This is a genomic window from Saccharopolyspora sp. NPDC000995, from assembly GCF_053599315.1.
This window is the reverse complement of the sequence record NZ_JBSFLZ010000053.1, coordinates 1-22,159: the sequence shown is the minus strand read 5'-3', so window position 1 is coordinate 22,159 and position 22,159 is coordinate 1. Positions and strand designations below refer to the sequence as shown.

Below are 22,159 nucleotides of genomic sequence, written 5' to 3'. Positions count from 1 at the left end.
ATGAACTCCAGCTACTCGCCGGCCAGACTGGTCGGTAACCTCGTCGATGCGGTACACCCACACCCTGAGCGGTTGTTACTAGCTGGCGTGCGAGGTGCTGTCGTTCGCGGAGGCCCAGGCTGCGATTTGGGCGCGTGAGGTGAAGCCGAGTTTGACGAGAATGTTCTCGACGTGGGCTTCGGCGGTGCGTTGGGAGATGACCAGGTGGCTGGCGATTTGCTTGTTGCTCATGCCTTGGCGCACGAGTTCGGCGATTTCCCGCTCGCGTCGGCTAAGGCGTGCGCGCGGCTCCTGCCGGGGAGCGGGCTCGGTGCGTGGCGGTTTGCCGCGGGCGTAGGCGATGGCTTGTTCGAGGCTGACGTCCGCGCCTTGGGTGTACCGGCGGCGGTACTGGTCGTCGCCGAGAGCGTGGCGGGTTCGTTGTTCGCATTCGTCGTGGTAGTCGCTGAAGAAGGTCAGCAGTGGTGCGCCGGCTTCGCGGCGGATGGTTTCGGCGGTGCCGAACAGCTGGGCGGCATCGTCGTAGCGGTTTTCGCTTGTGGCGACCCATGCGAGCGTTTCGGCGCACAGTGCTTTGCAGTGGTGGTCGTGGAAATCCTGCTGGAGCTCGAGGCTTTCGCGGGCGAGTGTGCCGGCTCGTTGCGGCTGGCCTTGCCGCCAGGTCTCGACGCCGAGGCCCCAGAGGGCGTAGGAGCAGCGCCAGCTTTCGCCGTGTTCGCGTGAGAGCGCGAGAAGTTCCTCGTATGCGACGGTGACGCGTTCTGAGTCGCCGTGCAGTGAGGCGCAGACGCCTAGGAGTACTAGCCCGGTGGAAAACCAGGGCAGGTCCCCGGAAAACCGCAGCCTGGGCATCACTTCTTCGCAGAGCTTGACCCCGGTTGAGAAGTCGCCTTGCAGTGCCGCGTTGAGGGCTTCGGCAACCCATAGCGGTGCGGCTGTGTCGCCGTCGTGAGCGGCAGTGAGCGTGCGGGCCTCGCTGATGAGGGTGGATGCTCCGGGTACATCGCTTTGCAGAAGGGCGAGGTAGCTGGCACTGATTAGCAAACGCAGCCGGTGGCCGTCTTTCTCGGTACCATGCTGGAGGATTCGGTCGCACCAGCGGCGGCCTTCACTGGTGAATCCGCTGACGCGCCAGTAGTCGCGGAGGGCGTCTGCGATGCGTGTTCCGGCGACAGTACCTGTCGGCTCGTTCAGGCAGAATTCGAGTGCGGTGCGAATGTTGGCGTGTTCGGTTCGCAGGCGTGCAAACCAACGGGCTTGATCGGGGCCGAACCAGTGCTGCTGCATCTTCTCGGCCAGGTTAAGGCACCAGTCACGGTGCCGTTGGCGGACCGGCGTCTCCTGGCCGGAATTTCGCAGCATGTCGCGGCCGTACTGCCGGATGGTCTCCAGTAGCCGGTACCGGGCCCGGCCGCCACGGTCATCGCGGGTGAGGATCGACTTGTCCACCAGTCCTGCCAGTGCGTCAAGAACGTCTGCTTGGGATAGGTTTTCGTCCGCGCAGACCGCCTCGGCACCGTCGAGATCAAAGCTGTCGGCGAAGACAGAGGTACGTGCCCACAGCTCCTTCTCGTTGCTGGAGCACAGATCGCAACTCCATTCGATCAGGGCGCGCAGCGTCTGATGTCGCGGCAGCGCGGCCCTGTTGCCGCTAGTGAGCAAGCTGAACCGGTCGTCCAGCCGCCGCAGGACTTGCTCGGGGGACAGCGCTCTCAGGCTCACCGCCGCCAGTTCGATTGCCAGGGGAATGCCATCCAGTCGTCGGCAGATGCCGGAGACGACTTTTCCGTTGTAGTCGTCGAGGACGAATCCCGGCAGGACCGCTTTCGCACGGTCCGAAAACAGCGCTATAGCTTCGTAACTGGCCAAGGCACTGGGCCCAACACCGCTGTCGGCATCCGGGCATTGCAGGGCGGAGACCGGCAGGATGGACTCGCCGGCGATGCCGAGCGCCTGGCGGCTGGTGACCAGGATCCGCAGTTCAGGACACCGTTCGAGCAGGGCCGCCACGGTGAGCGCGCAGGTGTGGAGCACATGCTCGCAGTTATCGAGCACCAGTAGCAGATGCCGGTCCGCGACACGCTCGGCTACTGTCTCGGCGGTCCAGCGTGTGGACTGATCGTGGATGCCCAGTGCGGACACGATCGCTTGTGGAACGAGCCCCTCGTCTTCCAGACCCGCGAGTTCGACCAGCCAAACACCGTCGGGGAAGGCTCGCCGCATGTTCCATGCGGCGCGTGAGGCCAGCCTGGTCTTGCCCACGCCGCCCACGCCGGTCAGGCTGACCAGCCGGGAGGCGGACAGCGCCTGTCTGACCTGGCTCAGCTCTTTGCGCCGGCCGACGAAGCTGGTGAGCTCGGCCGGCCATCTCCCCTGCAAGCGCTGCGTCAACACGTCGGTCATAGCAGTTCCAGGCTAGCTCGGCGGCCCGTGAGAAACCGGCCGCAAGCACGCAGGCGGTCTGCATGCTGGTCAGCCGTGCACGTGCAGCGGTTTGCCCGCCAGGGCGAGGTGGCCCTCGCCGAGGGCTTCGGTCTGGGCGGGGTGGGCGTCCATTGTAAATTAGCCGGGCTTCGCCGACGAGTTCACCGACGCGGTCGCCGACCAGGTGCGGTCCGAGGACCGGGCCGTTGGCGGCGCACACGAGCTTGACCGCACCGGCGGTCTTGAGGATCTGGCTATTGCCGTTCCGGCTGGGTCGTAGGTGAAGGTCCGCACCTCGCCTACTGCTCCTTGGCGGCGATCTTGGTGAGGCGAGGCGCCCTCGGGGTGGGAGTAGGCCACGCGCGGGATGCCCGCCTCGTCGATCGGCTGCGGGTTCAGGCCGGCGATGTCCTCGGGCGATGAAGATGCCCTGCGGGAAGCTGGGTGGGCCAGCTGCGAGCCGGGGACGATGTCGCCGACGGCGTAGACGCCGGGCAGGTTGGTGCGCAGGCGGCGTCGCTGAGCACGAAACCGCGGTCCATCTCCACCCCGGCTTCCTCGAACCCGGCCCCGCCGTGCTCGGGCCGCGCCCAACCGCGACCAGCAACACCTCGGCGTCGTACTGCTCGCCGTTTCCAGGCTGACCGACCTGCCCGAAGCCGTCTGCCGCGCGCCGGCGAACCTCGCCCCGGTCTTGAACTTGATGCCGCGCTTGTATGGAGATGTTCCTAATCAACCGGCTGGGTCTGCCGCCGGCGCTGCTCACCGCGCTGGAGCCGTTCTGCTCCGCCCGCCGGCTGGTCTCCGCGACGCCCGAATGGCACCTATCTGGTGTCGGCCGAACAGCAGCGCTCGTGGTTGTCGTGGGAATGGCTCGCTGCGGTCGCTGCTGTTCGACGTCGCGGTAGAGCTGGCCCCGATCGCAGGGGAGATCTACTTCGTCGGTCGCCTCGGCGACACGTCGCCCCTGGCGCTGGGGTCCCTGACCGCGGGGTTGCTCGGTGGGTACGGAGGCGCCGACTCCGCACCACGGCGGGTTGCAAGGCGTGCTGGCGCAAATGACGCACTCCGGCACCTCGCCCCGGGGCCTCGGCGTTGCAGGGCGAGCCGGCGCCTGAAGACTTCGTGAAGAAGGCATGAACCCGGGTTGGGCATGCTGGTGTCTCGGAAGCAAAGCCGATGCTTGGGAGTGCGGACATGATGGCAAACGATCACGGCAAGGTGCTCGCCACCATGGTCTTCAACCTGGTAGCCCCGGCGGGTGTGATGACGCCGGTCGGCGTGGAATTGGGGTACGACAGCCGCAACCCGTACGAGATCTCCATGAAGCTCAACGTGGGCACGGACGGTGAGGTGGATTGGGTGATCGCCCGCGAGCTGCTGGCCGACGGGCTGGTAGCTGAGGCGGGCGAAGGTGATGTGCGAATCGGCCCTCGACTGGGCTTTCCGGGGTTGCTCGTTATCGCGTTGAGCTCGCCGTGGGGGCAGGCGACCTTCGAAGTGAATGCCGATCAGCTTGTGGAGTTCCTGAACGACACCTACGACGTGGTCGCACCCGGTGACGAACACCGTTGGATGAACGTCGACGAGGCACTGAGCCGGCTGCTCTCGCACAACCTGTAGTGCCCGGCTCTCCCGAAGCGCCGCACGCCAGGCGGCCGGCCGCAGGAGCTGGCGGCGTGGAATATCGGGGACGACGAGATCGTGGTGTCCCTGCTCGGCGAGGTGTCTGACGTCGGCGTATCCGCCAACGTACTCGTCGGCGACGACTGAGAGGTGCGACGGGGCGCCTGCATCGGAAGACGGACACCAGCGCAACATCGCTGTCTCCGGCGACGGGTGGTCACTGGTCGATGAGGGAGTCGGCGAGAATGAGCCCGTCAACACGGCGGCCGACGAAGACCTAATGCGGGGGAATCTGGACTTCATGCGGCTTTACCGCGATCGGTGCTGCTGTGCAGCGCGCCGCAGGGCATCGTCAGCTTGGGTGAATACCGGTTCTTTCGGGGAACTCGGCCAGCACCAACCGAGCCGCGGCCACGACGACCTGCGAGCTCGTAGAGACCGGGACGGGATCTAGTGGCGGCCTTGGGCGGGGTGCCGGTGCGCCGAACTCCATACGGCGGGCCACGGAAACGGCCTGGTCAACGAAGGGCAAACCGGGCCAGCAGAGCCAGGTAGACCGCGGTGGGGTCCCGTGCCGCCATTCGGCGTCGGTGATGGTGGTCATGACCTGGGTGCGTAGGGCGTCGAGCTGACCGTTCAGGCCGCAGCCGAGGCGGAATTCTGCGCCTGCACACGGGCTCGGCGGCTTTCGTGCGCAGCGGCAAGGCTGGCTCGGCAGGTCCGGATGACCTGCCGGGTCGCCGCGGTCTCGAGGCTCTGGCGGCACCGCGTGCACACCACGGTCACCGATCCGGTCACCTCGTCGACCGCGACGGACGCCTCGGCCTCGCAGCGGCGGCACCAGCGGTGTCCGGTGACGGGGATGACGTGCATCGGCGAAGCGATGCATTCGTGTGCCCAGCGACGGTGAACGTGGCAGGTGATGCGCTCGTGAGCCGAAATCTCCTCGCGTTCCTCCATCGCATCCTCGAGGATCAAGGTGTGTGCAAGGCGCGGGTCACGGACGTCCGCGTAGCGTTCGCCGTACCGCAGTACCTCCGCGGCGCTGGGCCGGGAGGGGTACGACGAACGTCGGGGCCGCGGCGAATCCGGTTCGATTCGGTCGGGGTGGGACAGGGGGAGCATGGTCCTTACCTTGAACGGATCTATTGTCGGGTTGACATCAAGTGTCTTTAGTCCCGAACACGCAGACATCGGTGGCACTACGTAGGTCGCTGCGTATCTATCCGAAGGTACGTACACGGCGATCGAGCTGGCGGCCTTGCTCGGTTCCGGGTCGCCGCACCGCAGCCGTCGCTACCGCGCGGTTCAGGCATGACCGAAGGTCTGGCTTCCATGTCCCGTCGCCGCGGTGACAACGAGGGCAGCAGTTCGGCAAGTCTGTCTCGTAGACCACGCCGACGCCTCCCCGGGCGGGGGGTGTACGGGTACCGCCCTGGTGGTCCCGTTGCGGCACGCGCCTCTCTGAACGCACCAACTGCCCAGTTAGCCCAGGCCAACGGCTAATTGATCTAGGTAGCCCGCTGCGAGAGTGAGGGCCGGTCGCGCTGATCGCGACCGCTATCTAATTGATCAAGCATGATTTCGCGCCGCCGCGCCATTTCGCCTTTATCGGCGCCCCCAAGGACCGGTGGCTGTCCCAGAGTCCTCACGGACGAACGCGGATGATCGTCTTCCCCTCGCGTCGCTCGGTCGGATTAAGTGCCGCGACGGCGTCGTCGAGGGCCGCGACGTTGCCGATGTTCGTCCGCAGTCGTCCTTCCCGCACTCGCTGCACGATCTCACCAAGTTGGCCACGATCGGACTCGACAACAAAGTCGACCGCCAGGCCGTCGGTGGGCCGCGCCTCAGTCGGCCCGACGACGGACACCAGCGTTCCTCCGGCTCGAATCAGGCCTGCGGACCGCCTCTGGATGTCGCCGCCGATGACATCGAACACCAGGTCGATGCCGCCGACGTCTTCCAGGGCGTCGTTGCCGAGGTCGACGAACTCCTGCGCGCCGAAGTCGAGCGTCTTCTGGCGGTCGGCGGCGCGTCCGGTGCCGATAACGTATGCGCCGAACTCACGTGCGAGTTGCGTCACCATCGTCCCGACTGCGCCGGCCGCGCCATGTACGAGGACGCTCTGCCCCGCCTGAAGGTGACCGTGCTCGAACAGCCCCTGCCATGCGGTCAAGCCCGAGATCGGCAGGCTCGCGCCCACCGTGAAGTCGACGTCGCCCGGCAGCGGCGCGAGGTTGCGTGCCTCGACGGCCACGTACTCCGCCAGGGTGCCGTCACGATGCCAGTCCGCGAGGCCGAACACCCGCTGTCCCACCGACAGCCCCGTCGTGCCGTACCCGACAGCGGCGACCACTCCGGCCAACTCGTGCCCAGGGATCGACGGTGTCCGGTCACGGCCGGCGCGATCGGCCCAGGTCGAGGGCCACGTCAGCTCAGTCGGGACGAACCCCGACGCATGAACCTGAACAACGACGTCATTTATCGCTGCCGGCGACTCGGGCCGCTCCACCAGCGTCATCCCGGCCGTTCCCGCAGCCTGGTCCGTCACCACGATCGCCTTCATGGGAATTGTCTCCTCGGTCATTTGGCCTTGGTAGAAATGTTGCATCGCCGCGCGCGTGTCGCTCACGGACGAACGCGGTTGATCGTCTTTCCCTTGCGCCGCTCGGTCGGATTTGAAGTCGGCGACGGCGTCGTCGAGGGACGCGACGTTGCCGATGTTCGTCCGCAGTCGTCCGTCCCGCACCCGCCAGACCGCTCTAGCACTGGGACACCCGACCCACCACGCGACGCCTCAAATGACCCAATTGCCGGAGCCTTTAAGTCGGGGAGGCGAAAGCATGACGGATGCTGCCGCGTGCCGGTGGCCCCGCAGCCCGGCGGCCGCACCGAGCGTGGCAGGTGGCCGTTCACCATGCGGTGTCGAGCACGTCGGCGAAGCGCGACGAAGTTGGCCGGGGCTATGGCGTGTCGGTGAGCCCAGCCAGGGTCAAGCCTTTAGCCGAGATTCGGGTTGCTTCCTCCACGTGCTTGGCTAGCACACTGATGAGCAATGCTGGGCCCGCTGCCAAGGGGAGTAGGCAACTACCTGGGGCCAGTAGTTGCGCTGGTACGTCGTGTGTGGCGCCGTGCCACCACAGGTTGGGGCGGACGAGCAGGGTTTGTTGCAGGACTTGGGCTCCAGCGGTGATGGCGGGCCCCATGCTGCCGGGGACCTCGTATCCGAGGGCAGTTTCTTGGTCCCACAACGGTTTTCCGTTGAGCGTGACCCTGATGTGGGAGACAGCCATGGCCGGGAGCTTGCCGTGCAGGCCCAGCGCCAGTGTCTCCCGGTAGATGAGGCTGGCGCCATCGCGGAGCTCAATGCTGGTGCTGGTGTGGTGACGACTACCTCCGCCGTAGATGGTGGGTTGAGGTGCCCACAGGAGACGTCCGCCGGTATCAACATGGATGTGCGTTGCGATGTGAGAGGGGTGCTGGTCGGAGGAGGGCAGCGCGACGGCGGCTGCGGCACTGCCGAACTCCAGGACCGCACCGCGTCCCACGTCGACGTCGACGGTGTAGTGGTCACCGCCCAGCGGGCCGGCGCAGGAGCCGCTCATGAGCACCCGGAGTGGCACGGTGTCGGCCCGGCCGACCTGCTGAAGGTGGTATGGGGGTTCGCCGAACATCTGCGTTGGCACGGTCAGGCCCCGTTTTCCCTGCCGGACGGTGAGACGGGCCCGCGCACGAATGCCGGTTCGCCCCACGGTGGGAGCAGCAGAGCGGGTCATGATCCTCCGAAACGGACTGGTTGCCGTGCGTCCAGCAGATGCCGAATCCAGTCGACCACGTGCGAGGCCGCCGGGTCCTGCTGCAGGGAGTTCATGACGGTGGGGCGGCCTTCCCTTCTGGCTTGGCCGTCATGGATCATGCGCTCGGGGTCGGCACCCACATAGGGCGCCAGGTCGACCTTGTTGATGACGAGGAGGTCTGCGCTGGTGACCCCCAGGCCGCCTTTGCGGGGAACGTCGTCGCCGCCGGCGACATCGAGTACGAAGATCCAGGCGTCCACCAGCCCCCGGCTGAAGGTCATGGTGAGATTGTCACCGCCGCTTTCGATGAGCAGCAGGTCCAGCGGCTCGCCGTCTTGGGCCCGCGCTTTCCTTGCCAACTGCTCGGCGGCTTCCAGGTTGGCGGAGATGTCGTCGCGTACGGCGCTGTGCGGGCAGGCCCCCGTCTCCACGGCGACGATGCGTTCGGGTGGGAGTGCGCCCCGGTTTTTGAGGTAGTCCGCGTCCTCGGTGGTGTAGATGTCATTGGTCACGACACCCAGTCGCAGCTGTTCCCGTAGCTGTTCACAGATCGCGGCCACCAGTGCGGTCTTGCCGACTCCGACCGGACCACCGATGCCCACCCACAGGCCCCGTTCGGCTGGGTCTCCCGGTGGGGCCGCGACAGGGGCGCTGACCGTTCCACCACCCCAGTGCAGATTATGGTTGTCGTCACGATGCAAAGAGATGCACCTCCATGGCGGCGTGTTGTTCGGCGTAGACCTCGAGCAAGGGTGCGGCCCCAGACGGCAGCGTCCCGGCGGCGACGAGCATGGCCGCGTTGTCGGCGACGGCATCCGCCGCCCCCGACAGGGCCGCCAGCACCCCGGAGACTTGGAACGGGTCCAGGCCCAGGAGCCGGAGAGCGGCTGCGGCCGGAGTGGTGATGGAGTCGACTGCCGCCAGCAGCGCTGCCTCGCGCGGGGTGAGTTCGGCCGCGGCCGACAGACATCCCAGGACCACGGGGTGGTGCGGACCGTCTGGGGTGTTTGCAGCCGCAGCCAGCCGCTCGGACCACCACAGGTTCCGTGCTGTGCGCAGCATCTGCCGGCCAAGCCGCCGGGAGATGGACCGCAGCGTCGGCGAAGGCGTGCGGGCATCCGCCTCGGCGTCCAGATGCGCAAGGTCAGCGCCGCTGGCGGCGGCTGCGGCCAGTCCCGCCGCAGTGCTGCCGGTGGTGTGCAGCCGGCCCCGGCAGAACTCCCGCAGTTCGTCAATGGTGCGTACCACTCCGGTCGCGACCGCTGTCTCGACTCCGCCTGAGTGCGCGTGGCCACCGGTAGGCAGTCGGCCATCAGCCAGCAGAAGCGCTGCTGCGTGCAGGATGGGCATGCGACCGCTCCTAGAACAGGGAGTACCGTTGCGTCATCGGAATATGGTCCGGCGGTGATGCTGGCGCCGGATACTCCTGGTCGTCGATGGTCACGATGTAGGAGTCTTCGGTGTTCTGTTGTTTGTTCCCGACGTGAATCGTTGGCAGGGTAGCGTTTTTCTTCATGTTCTTCTTGTTCAGTTCGCCGGTCGGTTTGATCGGCACCCACGGCGTTTCGGTTCCGAGGGCGTCTTTGTTGGATTTCGCCACCGGAGAAACGAACACGCGCGTGCACGAGGTCACCGCCTTGCCCGAGCTGCCCCAGTTGATGCGTCCCCAATAAGGCTCCGGCTGTGACACGGATGCGTTCGGGTCACCACAAACTGCCCAGACCTGAACTCCGGCCTGCAACACCATCTCAGAGCGGACTCCGAAAAACCGCGGATCCCAAAGCACCAGGTCCGCGTACTTGCCGACCTCAATGGACCCGATGTCGTCGTCCATGCCTTGGGCGATTGCCGGATTGATGGTGTACTTGGCGATGTAGCGCTTGGCACGCTCGTTGTCGTGGCGCATGTCCATGTCGCCAGCCTGATCCCGGTCCGGGAACTGCCCCTGCATGGTGTCGGCCCAGTACTGCTTCATCACGTGAGCCGTCTGCCAGGTGCGCATCACCAGTTCCCCGACACGTCCCATGGCCAGCGCGTCGGAACTGGTGATGGACAGCGCTCCGAGATCGTGCAGCACGTTCTCCGCGAAGATGGTGTGCCGCCGGACCCGGCTTTCGGCAAAGGCGATGTCGTTTGGGTCTCGCGAGTTCAGATGGTGCGCAAGGATCACCATCCATTTGGCCTCGGCGGCGGTGTTCCTCGTCAATGGCAGGGTCGGATTCGTCGATGCCGGAAGCACTTTCTCCATAGATGCCAACTGCAGGATATCGGGAGCGTGTCCGCCGCCGGATCCCTCGGTATGAAAGCTGTGAATGCTGCGGCCACTGTTTCTGATGACATGCGCTGTGCTTTCGTAGAACCCAGCTTCGTTGAGGGTGTCGGAATGCAGTGACACCTGCAGTCCGAACTCGTTCGCTGCGGCGAGCGCGTCTCTGAGGGCTACGGGGGTCGCCCCCCAGTCTTCGTGGATCTTCAGGCCGCAGGCGCCCGCCTTTGCTTGGCTTTCCAGCGCCTTCCACGCCTGTTGGCCGCCGCCTGCGCTGCCTTTGCCATGCAGACCGATGTTGAGCGCAACGGTGTCCATCGCCTTGATCGCCTGTTGAATGTTCCAGGCGCCAGGGGTTGCGGTCGTTGCCAGACTGCCGGTGGCCATTCCCGTGCCGCCACCAACGCAGGTGGTGATACCACCGCTTAGCGCATGCGCGGCCAGCTCAGGCAGAAGGAAGTGCACGTGCGTGTCGATCGCCCCGGCCGTGAGGATCTTTCCGTTCCCGGCGATGATCTCGGTCTCCGGGCCGATCACAAGATCGCTCACCGGATCATTTGTGTGGGTCCTGATCGGAAGACCCGCGGCCCGCACATCGCTCATGCACTGGGGATTACCTGCTTTGCCGATGGCGTAAATCTTGCCATCCCGCAGCGCTACGTCCGCCTTGACGATGCCCCACCAGTCCAGGATCAGCGCGCCGGTGATGACCGTGTCCGGGGTGCCTTGCTCACGGGACGAGGAGGCTTGGCCCATCGACTCGCGGATGACCTTGCCGCCGCCGAACACCACCTCGTTGCCGCTGCCGTGCTGGCCCCGGCTGTAATCCTCCTCCACCTCGATGCAGATGTCAGTGTCGGCGAGCCGGACTTGGTCGCCCTTCGTGGGGCCGAAGCTCTCGCAGTAGACTTGTCGGTCAATCGTCTTGACCGGGGCGGAGAACCCAACGGGTTGATCCGTGCCGTGAAGCCGTTTCAGGGAGTCGGGAAACTCCCGCGAATCACGCCCGGTTTCCTCACTCTTCATGCGTCTCCCCGTCAGTGTCAGAGCCACGCACGGCATCCCTGCCAACAGAAGCCGACTGAAAGGTCTCGACGTCGTCCGAGTCTTGCCCCTGCGCTGGGTACCAGACCCAGTTCTTGAGGCTTCCACGCGTGCTCAGCCCTGTTACCGTTCCCTCCCCGGCGAGCGCTACGAGGGGCACCTCGTAGGTGCATCCCGGTTCGAATCGCCACGCTGTCCCCGCCCGGATATCCAGTCGGTACCCGACGGTCAGTTTCCGTTTTTCTTCCTCGCTGACCGGATCCCCTTCTGCGTCAGCAAGAACCGCGAGACCGCCTGGCTCATGCACCGCTGGACCGACGTTCGCCGCGGTGCCGGACCCGGTGTTGGCATACCCGGAGTTGGCCTCGTAGAAGTGGAAGTGCGACCCTACCTGAATGGCGCGGGTTGCGAAGTTCTTGACCCACACCGTGCGCCGCCACGGCATACCCGCTGGGCGGGGCGGAGGCGGGACGGGTTCGTCGTTGAAGGATACGGGCTCGTCACCGGGGATCACTTCGCCGGGAACCATACTCAAACCGCCACCTCGTCCTGTTGGATGGGCTTTTGCAGCACGACCATCTTGGTGCCATCCGGAAATGTCGCTTCGACGGCGAGGTCACGCATCATCTCGGGCACTCCTCCCATGCATTCGCTGTGCCGCACCACCTTGGTGGCGCTGTCCATGAGTTGTGGAACGGTCTGACGGCCGGCTCGGGCTTCTTCCAGAATGTAAGCAGTGATGATCGCCATCGCCTCGGGGTAGTTGAGTTGAACCCCTTGGGAACGCCGCGTGCGAGCAAGCTGGGCGGCAACATGCACCAGCAACATTTCACGATCTTTCGGGGACAAACGCATGGAAGGCGCCTCCGCTCGAATCTGGTTCAGGCGCACGCGCGGACGCGTGCTGCGCTTCAGGAATGGTCAATCGGCTTGTAGGGACTTGCGCCCCAATCAGAGCGACACGCACGGGTATGTCTCAAAGCGCCGACACCGGCGCTGTGCAGTGTCGGTTTGTCGCCAGAGGAGCGGGGAGACACCATCACCACCGTCCGCGTCCGGTACAGCTGGATAAAGCCGCAACACTGAGGGCGTTCGATGGGCACAATTCGACCCTAGAGCAAGAGGGGGCAGCCCTTGCTCCGGCAGAAGCATGAAAGATCAACCCATTCGGGTGGTTACATGCTGCAACGCATGCCTCGAAACGGGGCATGGAAAGTCCGCCGACCAACAGCACCGTTCACCACGGTTCACCATGAATGAGTACGCTGAATGCCGTTGCCAGGAAACGACTTCCGATGCGATCGTGTGATGGTTGGAGATCATGTGCCGGATGATCTCGCAGAAGCGCATCGAGCTGGTGGTGTTGCCGCCGGGGCTTGTACGGCTTGCCAATTTCCCGGGCGCCTGCGGATAGATGACAAGCCGGAGGCGTATCTATCTCTCACACCGGAGATGCGCTGCGCCTAGTAGAAGTACTTCCATAGTGGACATTGGTTACCCGTTGATTTCCGTTGTTGGATTGGGCATTTTGCATGCTGACGGAGCCCGCGCCGGCCGACCATACGACGGTGATTGCGACAACCGTGACGCGCACTGATGAACAGGTGAGGGTCGAAGGAATCCGGGTTGAGAGCGGTTCGCTACGCGCTGGGTCGTAGCTTGTAGCGGATGGGCAGGTGTTTGAGGCCACCGATGAAATTGGTGGCGAACAGTTCGGGCCTGCCGGCGAGCTGGACACTGTCCAGCCGGGGCAGCAGCTCGGCAAAGAACGCGCGGGCTTCCATCTTCGCCAGGGCCGCGCCGAGGCAGTAGTGGACGCCGAAGCCGAAGGCCAGGTGCCGGTTTGGCGTACGGCGGATGTCGAAGCGGAATGGTTGTTCGAACAGGTCCTCGTCGCGGTTGGCTGAAGGGTAGGACAACAGCAGGGAGTCACCCTTGCGGATGGTGGTCCCACGCAGCACGTAGTCCTCGGTGGCCGTGCGCAGGAAGCATTTGATCGGTGTGACCCATCGGACCATTTCGTCGATCGCGGTAGGCAGGAGGGTGAGGTCGTCCTGGAGTTGCCGCAGCTGCTGGGGGTTCTCGATCAGGGCCTGCAGGCCGCCCGCGATCGTCGCGCTCGTGGTGTCGTGGCCCGCGGTGGCGATCAGGACGTAGTAGGAGGCCGCGTCGAACTCGGACAGCAATGCACCGTCGATCCGGGCGTTGGCGATGGCCGAGGCGAGGTCTGCGGTGGGGGTGGCCCGGCGGGCGGCCGTGAGCTCGTTGAAGTAGGTGAGCAGCTCCTGCTGGACGGCGACGAAGCCCTCTTCCCCTCGGCCGCAGTTGATCTCCTGGTCGGCGTTGCCCAACAGCTCCTTGGCCAGCGAGAGCAGCCTCGGGAAGTCCGATCTGGGCAAGCCGAGCAGGGAGAGGATGACGTCCAGCGGGTAGTGCACGGCGATGTCGATGACGAAGTCGCATTCGCCGTCGAATTCGAGCATCCGGTCGACGTAGTGCCGGGCGAGCTCGGTGACACGGGTCTCCAAGCGACGCAGCGCGCCTGGTCCGAACCAGTCGGTGCCGATGGCCCGGACCTGCCGGTGCTCGGCGCCGTCCATCGACACCAGCGTGCGGAAGTTCGTGCCCTGTGCGGCTGTCCGTTTTTCCATCGCGTCGGGGACCAGTATCGGGCGGGGCGCGTTGCGGAACAGGTCGGGCTGACGTTCGATCTCCATCACGTCGGCGTGCCGTGTGACAGCCCAGAACGGGCGGTACCCCGGCGCCTCGACCCTGTGCACGGGAGCTTCCCGCCGTAGTAGTGCCAGCGCCTTGTGTATTCGGTCGTCGTTCGCGTAGGCGGCGGGGTCGGCCAACGCCCGGCCCGCGCCCATTAATCTGATGTTCACGCCAGGGCACCCTGCCTCGTTTCGATGGCGACCCGAAACCTTACCGCGTCAATTCCGCGCACGGAAGGATTAGTCGGGGCAGCGGCGATATTTTCCCTTTTGTTCAGTTCCACTTGCCAAAAAGTGCAGTTTTGGTGTTCTTCGATTGTGGGTGACGGGAAGCGGCTGGTGTGGCGATGTAAAGTCGCGCCGTCGTGTGTGGACAATCCATACTGGATGTGGCAATGCGCAGAGTTCGAAGTGCGGGCGCCTGATGGCGTCGTATGAGCCTTCAGATCCGGAACAGCTGATAGCCGTCGTCGGATTGTCCTGCCGATTACCGCAAGCCGCGGATCCCCGCGGATTCTGGGATCTGCTCACCGGTGGCATGAGCGCGATCACCAGCGTTCCGCAGGACCGCTCGTACGCAGCCGCACGTTTCGACGCGGAACTGTCCGAGCGGGGGAGCCTGAGCACCGTTCGTGGTGGTTTCCTCACCGGGGTCGACCAGTTCGACGCCGCCTTCTTCGGGATCTCCCCTCGTGAAGCCGCCGAACTCGACCCCCGGCAGCGGCTCACGCTGGAGCTGGGCTGGGAAGCGTTGGAAGACGCCGGGATCGTCCCGGGTGCGCTGCGCGGTGAGCGGGTCGCCGTGTTCGTGGGCGCGATGGGGGACGACTACGCCACGTTGAGCTTCGCTGATGGCGGCTCCCAGATCGGTCACCACACGGCGACCGGTGTGCAGCGGAGCATGATCGCCAACCGTTTGTCGTACGTGCTCGGTGTGCACGGCCCGAGCCTGGTCGTCGACTCCGGTCAGTCGTCCTCCCTGGTTGCTGTTCACCTCGCCGTGGAGAGCCTGCGCCGCGGCGAGTCTTCGGCCGCCCTGGTCGGCGGGGTCACCCTGAACCTGGCTGCGGAGAGCATGGCCGCCGCGGCCAGATTCGGCGCGCTTTCGCCAGACGGGCTCTGCTTCACCTTCGATGCACGCGCGAACGGCTACGCGCGCGGTGAAGGCGGCGGTTTCGCCGTCCTCAAGCCGCTGCCCCTCGCGCTTGGCGATGGCGACGACATCTACTGCGTGATCCGCGGGACCGCCATGAACAACGACGGTGGCGGCGATGGGCTGACCGTTCCGAACGAGCGCGCCCAGCGGGCGGTGCTCGCGGAGGCGTACCGGCGCGCGGGAGTGGACCCGGCTGAGGTCCAGTACGTCGAGCTGCACGGCACCGGCACGAAGGTGGGGGACCCGATCGAGGCTGCCGCGCTCGGCGCAGTGCTGGGAGCCGGACGGTCCGCCGGCAACGCGCTCCTGGTCGGCTCGGCGAAGACCAACGTCGGGCATCTGGAGGGCGCGGCCGGGATCGTCGGACTGCTCAAGGCCGCGCTCGCCGTCAAACACCGCTGGCTCCCGGCGAGCCTCAACTACGAGCATCCGAACCCCGCCATCCGCTTCGACGACTGGAACATGCGGGTCGTGCGGTCGTCGCAGCAATGGCCGGAGTGCGACGGGCCAGTGCTAGCGGGGGTGTCATCGTTCGGGATGGGCGGCACCAACTGCCATGTCGTGCTCTCCGGTGCGCCCGAGCCGGTGCGGGAGCCCAGCCGGGACACCGGAACCGCCGAGGTCATCTGGACACTTTCGGCGAAGACACCGGCGGCGCTGCGCGCACAGACCGCGGCGCTGATCGAGCACGTCGAGGCCCATCCTGGCTTCCGGCCCGCTGAGCTGGCCTCTTCTCTCGCGACCACGCGAACCGCGTTCCAGCACCGCGTCGCGGTCGTCGGCGCCGACCGCGACGCACTGCTGGCCCGGCTACGGCCGTTCGCCCGCGGCGAGTACGCGGACGACGTGGTCGAGGGAATTGTTCTCGCCCAGCCCAAGGTCGCGTTCCTGTTCGCGGGCCAAGGCAGTCAGCGGGCCGGTATGGGCCGTGAGCTGCACGCCCGGTTCCCAGCGTTCGCCGCGGCCTTCGACGCCGTGTGCGCGCGGGTCGGTCTGGACGTGCTCTCCGCCGACGACGAGACGCTGGCGCGGACCGAAGTTGCCCAGCCCGCCTTGTTCGCGCTCGAGATCGCACTGTTCCGGCTGCTCGAGTCATGGGGGATCACTCCGGACTTCGTGGTGGGGCATTCGATCGGCGAAATCGCCGCCGCGCACGTCTGCGGTGTGCTGTCGCTCGACGATGCCTGCGCCATGGTGGTGGCGCGCGGCCGATTGATGCAGGCATTGCCCACCGGCGGCGCCATGATCGCAGTTCAAGCCTCTGAAGCCGAGGTAGTAACGCTGCTCGACGAACAGCCGGCGGTTTCGCTGGCGGCCGTCAACGGCCCTTCATCGGTGGTGCTCGCGGGAGCTGCAGTCGACGTCGAGCAGGTCGCTGCCACCTTGGCCGCCGCAGGGCGCTGGACCCGTCGGTTGCGGGTCAGCCACGCGTTCCACTCGGCGTTGATGGCCCCGATGCTTCACGAGTTCCGTCAGGTCGTGGCCGGATTGACCTTCGGCGAGGCGTCGATTCCGATGGTGTCCACTCTGACCGGTCAACCAGCCGGCGAGCTCTGGCGGACCCCCGGTTACTGGGTGCGGCATGCGCGCGGGACAGTGCGGTTCGCGGACGCGGTCAAGACACTGCGCGCCGATGGCACCGAACTGTTCGTCGAACTCGGGCCGGACGGGGTGCTCTCGGCGCTCACCAGGGACATCGTCGAAGACGAACCGGTCGGCGAGGTCGTCGCGGTTCCTTTGTTGCGTGCGGCCGGCAGCGAGGAGACCACGGTGCTGACCGCGCTGGCACAGCTGCATGTTCGCGGAGTCAGTCCGGAGTGGACGGCCTTGTTAGGGGACCACGGCCGCGTGCCGCTGCCGACCTACGCCTTCCAGCGGGAGAGCCATTGGCTGCCGGGCCGCGAGCCCGCTCCGGTGCGGCCTGAGGAGAATCCGGTCGAATCGCCCCGCTGGACCGGGGGAACCCTCGAACTGGTGCGTACCCGCCTGGCGACGGTGCTCGGGTACGCCGCTCCCGGCGGGATCGGGTCCGCGGAGACCTTCCGTGAGCTCGGCCTGGATTCGGTCACCGCGGTCGAGTTCCGCAAGGCACTGGCAACCGCGACCGGCCTGCGCCTGCCCACCGGCCTCATCTACTCCTACCCGACTCCGGGCGACCTCGCCCGTTACCTCGATGCCGAGCTCTCGGGCGCGGCGGACCCCGCGCGCCCGGCCGGGCGCGACATTCCCAGCGCCGAAGATCCCGTGGTGATCGTCGCGATGGGCTGCCGTTATCCGGGCGGAGTGAGCTCACCCGAGGAACTCTGGGACCTGCTGGCCGAAGGCGGTGAAGCGCTCGGCGAATTCCCGCTCGACCGAGGCTGGCAGCCCGATCCCGCGTACCCGGCTGTCGGCGGCTTCCTGCCCGGGATGGCGGAGTTCGACGCGGCCTTCTTCGGAATCTCACCGCGCGAGGCGACCGGGATGGACCCCCAGCAGCGACTCCTGCTGGAGGTGGCCTGGGAGACCTTGGAGCGGGCCGGGATTCTCCCGGAGTCGCTGCGTGGCACCCGGACCGGTGTGTTCGCCGGCTTGGGCCACAACGGTTACGCGGGCAGCGCCGAGACGGGCAGCGTCACCAGCGTCGCCTCTGGCCGCGTCGCCTACATCTTCGGCCTCGAAGGCCCGGCTGTCACGGTCGACACGGCGTGCTCGTCGTCGCTGGTCGCGCTGCACCTCGCCGCGCAGGCTGTGCGGTCCGGAGAGTGTGAGCTGGCGCTGGCCGGCGGGGTCACGCTCATGGCGACCCCGGAGATCTTCGCTGACTTCGCCCGGCAGCAGGGTCTCGCCGCGGACGGCCGTTGCAAGGCGTTCTCCGCCGGCGCGGACGGCACCGGCTTCGCCGAGGGCGTCGGCCTGCTCCTCGTGGAGCGTCTCAGCGACGCGCGTCGCAACCGGCACCCGGTGCTGGCCGTGGTGCGCGGCACCGCGATCAATTCCGACGGCGCATCCAACGGTCTGACCGCGCCCAATGGGCTTTCCCAACAGAAGGTGATCCGTCAGGCACTGCTCTCCGCCGGACTGGCGGCCACCGATATTGATGTCGTCGAGGCACACGGCACAGGTACGCGTCTGGGCGACCCGATCGAAGCCGAGGCCGTGCTGGCGACCTACGGCCGGGATCGCGCGGACCGGCCGGTGCGACTGGGCTCGGTGAAGTCGAACCTCGGGCACACTCAGGCCGCGGCCGGGGTCGCCGGGGTCATCAAGATGGTTCTTTCGATGCGCCACGGAATCCTCCCGCGCACACTGCATGCGGACGAGCCGTCGCCGTTCGTAGACTGGTCTGGCGGGTCAGTCTCGCTGCTGACCGAGAACGTCCAGTGGCCGGCCACGGGCCGTCCGAGGCGGGCTGCGGTGTCCTCGTTCGGGATCAGCGGCACAAACGCGCACGCCGTCTTGGAACAAGCTCCCGTCACGAACCTCGCCGAGCAGCCGGTTTCGGAGGTAGAGCAAGGTGTCACGGCATGGGTGCTGTCGGCGAGAACCAGGGCAGGAGTCCGTTCGCAGGCGGCCCGATTGCTGTCTCATCTGAACGAGAACGCGTCGCTTGGACTTTCTGACATCGGTTGTTCGCTGGCCACCTCGCGGACTTCCTTCACGCACCGCGCGGCGGTGGTCGGCGGGGACCGCGCCGGACTGATCGCCGCGCTCAGCGCTCTGGCTCAGGGCGCCCCGGCAGCCGGAGTGGTCGAAGGTATGGCACGAGAGGGTGCCAGAATGGCGCTGCTGTTCGGCGGCCAGGAAAGTCAGCGCCTGGGCGTGGGGCAGGAGCTGCACGCTCGGTTCCCGGTTTTCGCCGAGGCCTTCGACGCCGTCGCCGCGCGCCTGGGAACGGCACTGCCCGGTGGCAAAGACTCGTTGGCGCGCAACGGCTTCACCCAACCCGCGTTGTTCGCGCTCGAAGTCGCCTTGTTCAGGTTGCTGGAGTCGTGGGGGATCGCGCCGGATTTCGTGGCAGGCCATTCGATCGGTGAGATCGCGGCCGCCCACACCTGTGGTGTGCTGTCTCTCGAGGACGCTTGCGTACTGGTGGCCGCCCGTGACCGGTTGATGCGGGCGTTGCCGTCTGGTGGCGCGGTGGTGGGGGTTGAGGCCTCGGAGGAGGAGATTTCGCCCTTACCGGAGGGCGCTTCGCCGGACCCGGTACTGGGAGAGTTCCGCACCACCGTCGAAGGCCTCGAGTTCCGACGACCGTCGATCGCAGCGGTGTCTGCGGTGACCGGCGCGCTGGTGACCGACGAGTGGAGCACGCCGGAGTACTGGGTGCGCCAGGCGCGGGAGACGGTGCGGTTCGCCGACAGCCTGCGCGCTCTCGAAGCGGCCGGTGTCACCACGTTCGTCGAGCTGGGATCCGGCGGCGGGCTATCGGCCATGGTCCGGGACGCCCTCGTCGACGCGGTGGCCGTTGTGGTGCTGCACGAGGACCGGGGCGAGGAAGAGGCCGTGGTCAGCGCGCTGTCCTGGATGCACACCGTCGGCGTGCCCGTGGCGTGGAGTGCTTTCTTCGCCGGCTGCCACCGCGTCGACCTGCCGACCTACGCCTTTCAGCGCGAGCGCTACTGGGCGGCGAGGCAGCCTCACGACGTAGTTTCGCTGGGGCTGCGGCCCGCGGATCACCCGCTGCTCGGCGCCGGTGTGGACATGCCCGAAAGCGGGGGGTACGTGTTCACCGGCACCCTGTCGATGGGAGCACTGCCGTGGCTGGCCGACCATGTCGTCGGTGGTTCGGTGCTGTTGCCGGGCACCGCTTTCCTGGAGCTGGCCGTCCTAGCCGGCGACGAGACCGGGTGCGATCGGATCGAGGAACTCGTCCTGGAAGCGCCGCTGATCTTCACCGGGCCGGACGAGGTCGGCGTGCAGGTCGTGGTCGGTGGTGTCGAAGCCGCGGGCGGCCGGTCGCTCGGGGTGTACTCGCGGTCCGGGATCGACGGACCGTGGGTTCGTCACGCCACCGGTGTGCTGGGCGTGCGCGATGCGACGACGGCCGAGACTGTGCAATGGCCGCCAGCTGGAGCCGTACCCGTGAGCCTGGAAGGGTTCTACGAGCATTGTTCCGAGGACGGGTTCGACTACGGCCCGGCGTTCCAGGGGCTGAAAGCGGTGTGGCGGCGAGGCGACGAGGTCTTTGCCGAGATTGCCGCCGCGACTGACTCGGACGCCTACCGGCTGCATCCCGCTGTGCTCGATCCGGTGGTGCAGGCGACCAGATTTCTCGGTATCGACGAGCCAGGAGTCGGCCGGGTGCCGTTCTCCTGGAGCGGGTTCTCCCTGCATGCCGCCGGCGCTTCAGCGGCGAGGGTCCGGCTGGTCCGGACCGGAGCGGACACGGTGTCCTTCACCATCGCAGATGCCTCCGGTCTGCCAGTGGCTTCCGCTGACTCCCTCGTCCTGCGGCGAATGTCGCCGGTCGACGTCTCCGGTGCGCGTGACGCCCTGTTCAGACTTGACTGGTCGCCGCTGGCCGGCCCTCTCGGAGACGCGGCCTTCGTCGAGCTGGACACCCTCGAGACCGACGCACCGGTGCCCGCCACGGTCGTGGCCAGAGTGCTTCCCCCGACCATCACCTCGGTGCCGGCGGCGGTACGCGAGGTAACCACGGCGGTGCTGGAGCTGCTTCAGAACTGGCTGGGGGACAACCGCTTCGATGACTCCCGATTGGCCGTGGTAACCAGGCACGCCGACCGAGACCCCGCGCTCGGCGCCGCCCAAGGTCTGGTGCGATCGGCGCAGTCGGAACACCCGGGCCGGTTCGTGCTGGTCGACCTCGACGACGAACCGGCGTCCGAGGTCGCGTTGTCATTGGCGTTGGCCTCCGGTGAGCCCCAGCTCACGGTGCGGGAGGGAGAGGTCTTCGTCGGCCGGTTGGCAAGGTTCGCCGTTGCGCCCGCTGCGCGGCCGTGGAACGCCGATGACCACGTGCTGATCACTGGTGGGACCGGCGGCCTAGGCGCGCTGCTGGCCCGCCACCTGGTGTCCGGAGGTGGTGTGCGGCGCTTGTTGCTGCTCAGCCGCCGCGGCGAGGCCGCCGACGGTGCGACCGAACTGGTCGCGGAGTTGGCCGCGCGTGGTGCTGAAGTTCGGGTGGTGGCCTGCGACGTCGCCGACCGCGGCGCGTTGGCTGAGGTGCTCGGGTCGGTTCCGGTTGAGCATCCGCTGACCGCGGTGATCCACGCCGCGGGGGTGCTCGACGACGGCGTGCTCAGCGCGCTGACTCCGGAGCGGTTCGACGCGGTACTGGGGCCGAAGGTCGACGCCGCCTGGCATCTGCACGAGCTCACAAAGGGCATGGAGCCCTCCGCGTTCGTCGTTTTCTCCTCTGTAGCCGGGATCTTCGGCAACCCCGGGCAGAGCAACTACGCCGCCGCGAACGCTGCCCTGGACGCGTTGACCCGCTATCGACGTTCGCTCGGGCTCCCCGCGCTGTCACTGGCCTGGGGCGCCTGGGAGCTGCCGGGCCTGGCACGCGAGGGCATGTCGTCCCAGGCGCACCGGCGGCGGATGACGCGCGCCGGGCTGTTGCCGCTTTCCGCTGAGCTGGGGCTGTCCCTGTTCGACGCGCTGGTCGGTTCGGCCGAAGGAACCGTCGTGCCGGTACCGCTGGACTTCGCACGCCTGCGGAGTTCCGGCGAGATCCCATTCGTGCTGCGAGGCCTGGTAAGCGGGACTGTGCGCCGCGCCGCCGCGAGCGCGATGGCGACACCGCTGGCCGGGCAGCTCCGCGAGTTGCCCGACGGCGAGCGCGGTGACGCCGTCGTAGCGTTGGTGCGCGACCGGATCGCCGCTGTGCTGGGTCACACTGGCGCGGACGCGATCGACCCCGCGCTGCCCTTTATCGAACTGGGCGTCGATTCCCTCACCGCGGTGGAACTGCGCACCGTGCTGGCCACGGCGACGGGGGTCCGGTTGCCTGCGACGTTGGTGTTCGATTATCCGACACCGCTTGTGTTGGCGGAGTTTTTGTTGTCTGAGTTGGTGGGTGGGAGTTCTCCGGGAGTGGTGTCCACGGCGGTGGGTGTGCCGGTGTCGGATGATCCGGTTGTGATCGTGGGTATGGCGTGTCGTTATCCCGGTGGTGTCGGTTCGCCGG

12 protein-coding genes and 1 pseudogene are annotated in these 22,159 nt (G+C 66.9%); 2 read left to right on the top strand and 11 right to left on the bottom strand.

The window, feature by feature from the left end; all coding sequences use genetic code 11:
* Positions 1–78 precede the first annotated feature (78 nt).
* A complete protein-coding gene (locus ACWDKQ_RS18660) occupies positions 79–2,403 on the bottom strand; it encodes an ATP-binding protein (protein WP_450139990.1) in 2,325 nt (774 codons plus the stop codon).
* Between the two features lie 69 nt (positions 2,404–2,472).
* Positions 2,473–3,138: pseudogene (locus ACWDKQ_RS18655) on the bottom strand (FAD-dependent oxidoreductase); the annotation flags it as partial.
* A gap of 483 nt (positions 3,139–3,621) precedes the next feature.
* Here ACWDKQ_RS18655 and ACWDKQ_RS18650 point away from each other — a divergent pair.
* Positions 3,622–4,047 carry an SsgA family sporulation/cell division regulator gene (locus ACWDKQ_RS18650; RefSeq protein ID WP_450139989.1) on the top strand — a complete coding sequence of 142 codons (426 nt, stop codon included), beginning with the start codon at positions 3,622–3,624 and terminating at the stop codon, positions 4,045–4,047.
* 639 nt (positions 4,048–4,686) lie between these two features.
* On the opposite strand, the gene ACWDKQ_RS18645 is transcribed toward ACWDKQ_RS18650, so the two are convergent.
* From ACWDKQ_RS18645 to ACWDKQ_RS18605, 9 genes are all read right to left on the bottom strand, one after another.
* The gene (locus ACWDKQ_RS18645; protein WP_450139988.1) at positions 4,687–5,175 is read right to left on the bottom strand and encodes a hypothetical protein; all 489 of its coding nucleotides are present in this window, start codon (positions 5,173–5,175) and stop codon (positions 4,687–4,689) included.
* Positions 5,176–5,698: 523 nt separating this feature from the next.
* Positions 5,699–6,616 carry an NADP-dependent oxidoreductase gene (locus ACWDKQ_RS18640; RefSeq protein ID WP_450139987.1) on the bottom strand — a complete coding sequence of 306 codons (918 nt, stop codon included), beginning with the start codon at positions 6,614–6,616 and terminating at the stop codon, positions 5,699–5,701.
* Positions 6,617–7,013: 397 nt separating this feature from the next.
* Positions 7,014–7,826: an urease accessory protein UreD gene (locus ACWDKQ_RS18635; RefSeq protein ID WP_450139986.1), complete on the bottom strand. Its 813-nt coding sequence runs from the start codon at positions 7,824–7,826 to the stop codon at positions 7,014–7,016.
* Positions 7,823–8,524: an urease accessory protein UreG gene (gene ureG / locus ACWDKQ_RS18630; protein ID WP_450140005.1), complete on the bottom strand. Its 702-nt coding sequence runs from the start codon at positions 8,522–8,524 to the stop codon at positions 7,823–7,825. The genes ACWDKQ_RS18635 and ureG overlap by 4 nt, the downstream gene beginning before the upstream one ends.
* 13 nt (positions 8,525–8,537) lie before the next feature.
* Positions 8,538–9,197, bottom strand: coding sequence for an urease accessory protein UreF (locus ACWDKQ_RS18625; RefSeq protein ID WP_450139985.1), 660 nt, complete (start codon positions 9,195–9,197; stop codon positions 8,538–8,540).
* A gap of 10 nt (positions 9,198–9,207) precedes the next feature.
* Positions 9,208–11,139, bottom strand: coding sequence for an urease subunit alpha (gene ureC, locus ACWDKQ_RS18620; RefSeq protein ID WP_450139984.1), 1,932 nt, complete (start codon positions 11,137–11,139; stop codon positions 9,208–9,210).
* Positions 11,129–11,686 carry an urease subunit beta gene (locus ACWDKQ_RS18615; RefSeq protein WP_450140004.1) on the bottom strand — a complete coding sequence of 186 codons (558 nt, stop codon included), beginning with the start codon at positions 11,684–11,686 and terminating at the stop codon, positions 11,129–11,131. The genes ureC and ACWDKQ_RS18615 overlap by 11 nt, the downstream gene beginning before the upstream one ends.
* Positions 11,687–11,688: 2 nt before the next feature.
* Positions 11,689–12,012 (bottom strand): urease subunit gamma, encoded by a 324-nt coding sequence (gene ureA / locus ACWDKQ_RS18610; protein WP_450140003.1) that lies wholly within the window; start codon positions 12,010–12,012, stop codon positions 11,689–11,691.
* Between the two features lie 785 nt (positions 12,013–12,797).
* On the bottom strand, positions 12,798–14,045 hold the full coding sequence (locus tag ACWDKQ_RS18605) for a cytochrome P450 (RefSeq protein WP_450139983.1): 1,248 nt from the start codon (positions 14,043–14,045) through the stop codon (positions 12,798–12,800).
* A gap of 253 nt (positions 14,046–14,298) precedes the next feature.
* Between ACWDKQ_RS18605 and ACWDKQ_RS18600 the strand changes: the two genes are divergently transcribed.
* Positions 14,299–22,159, top strand: a 7,861-nt coding sequence (locus ACWDKQ_RS18600; protein WP_450139982.1) for an SDR family NAD(P)-dependent oxidoreductase, incomplete at its 3' end; no start/stop codon positions are given.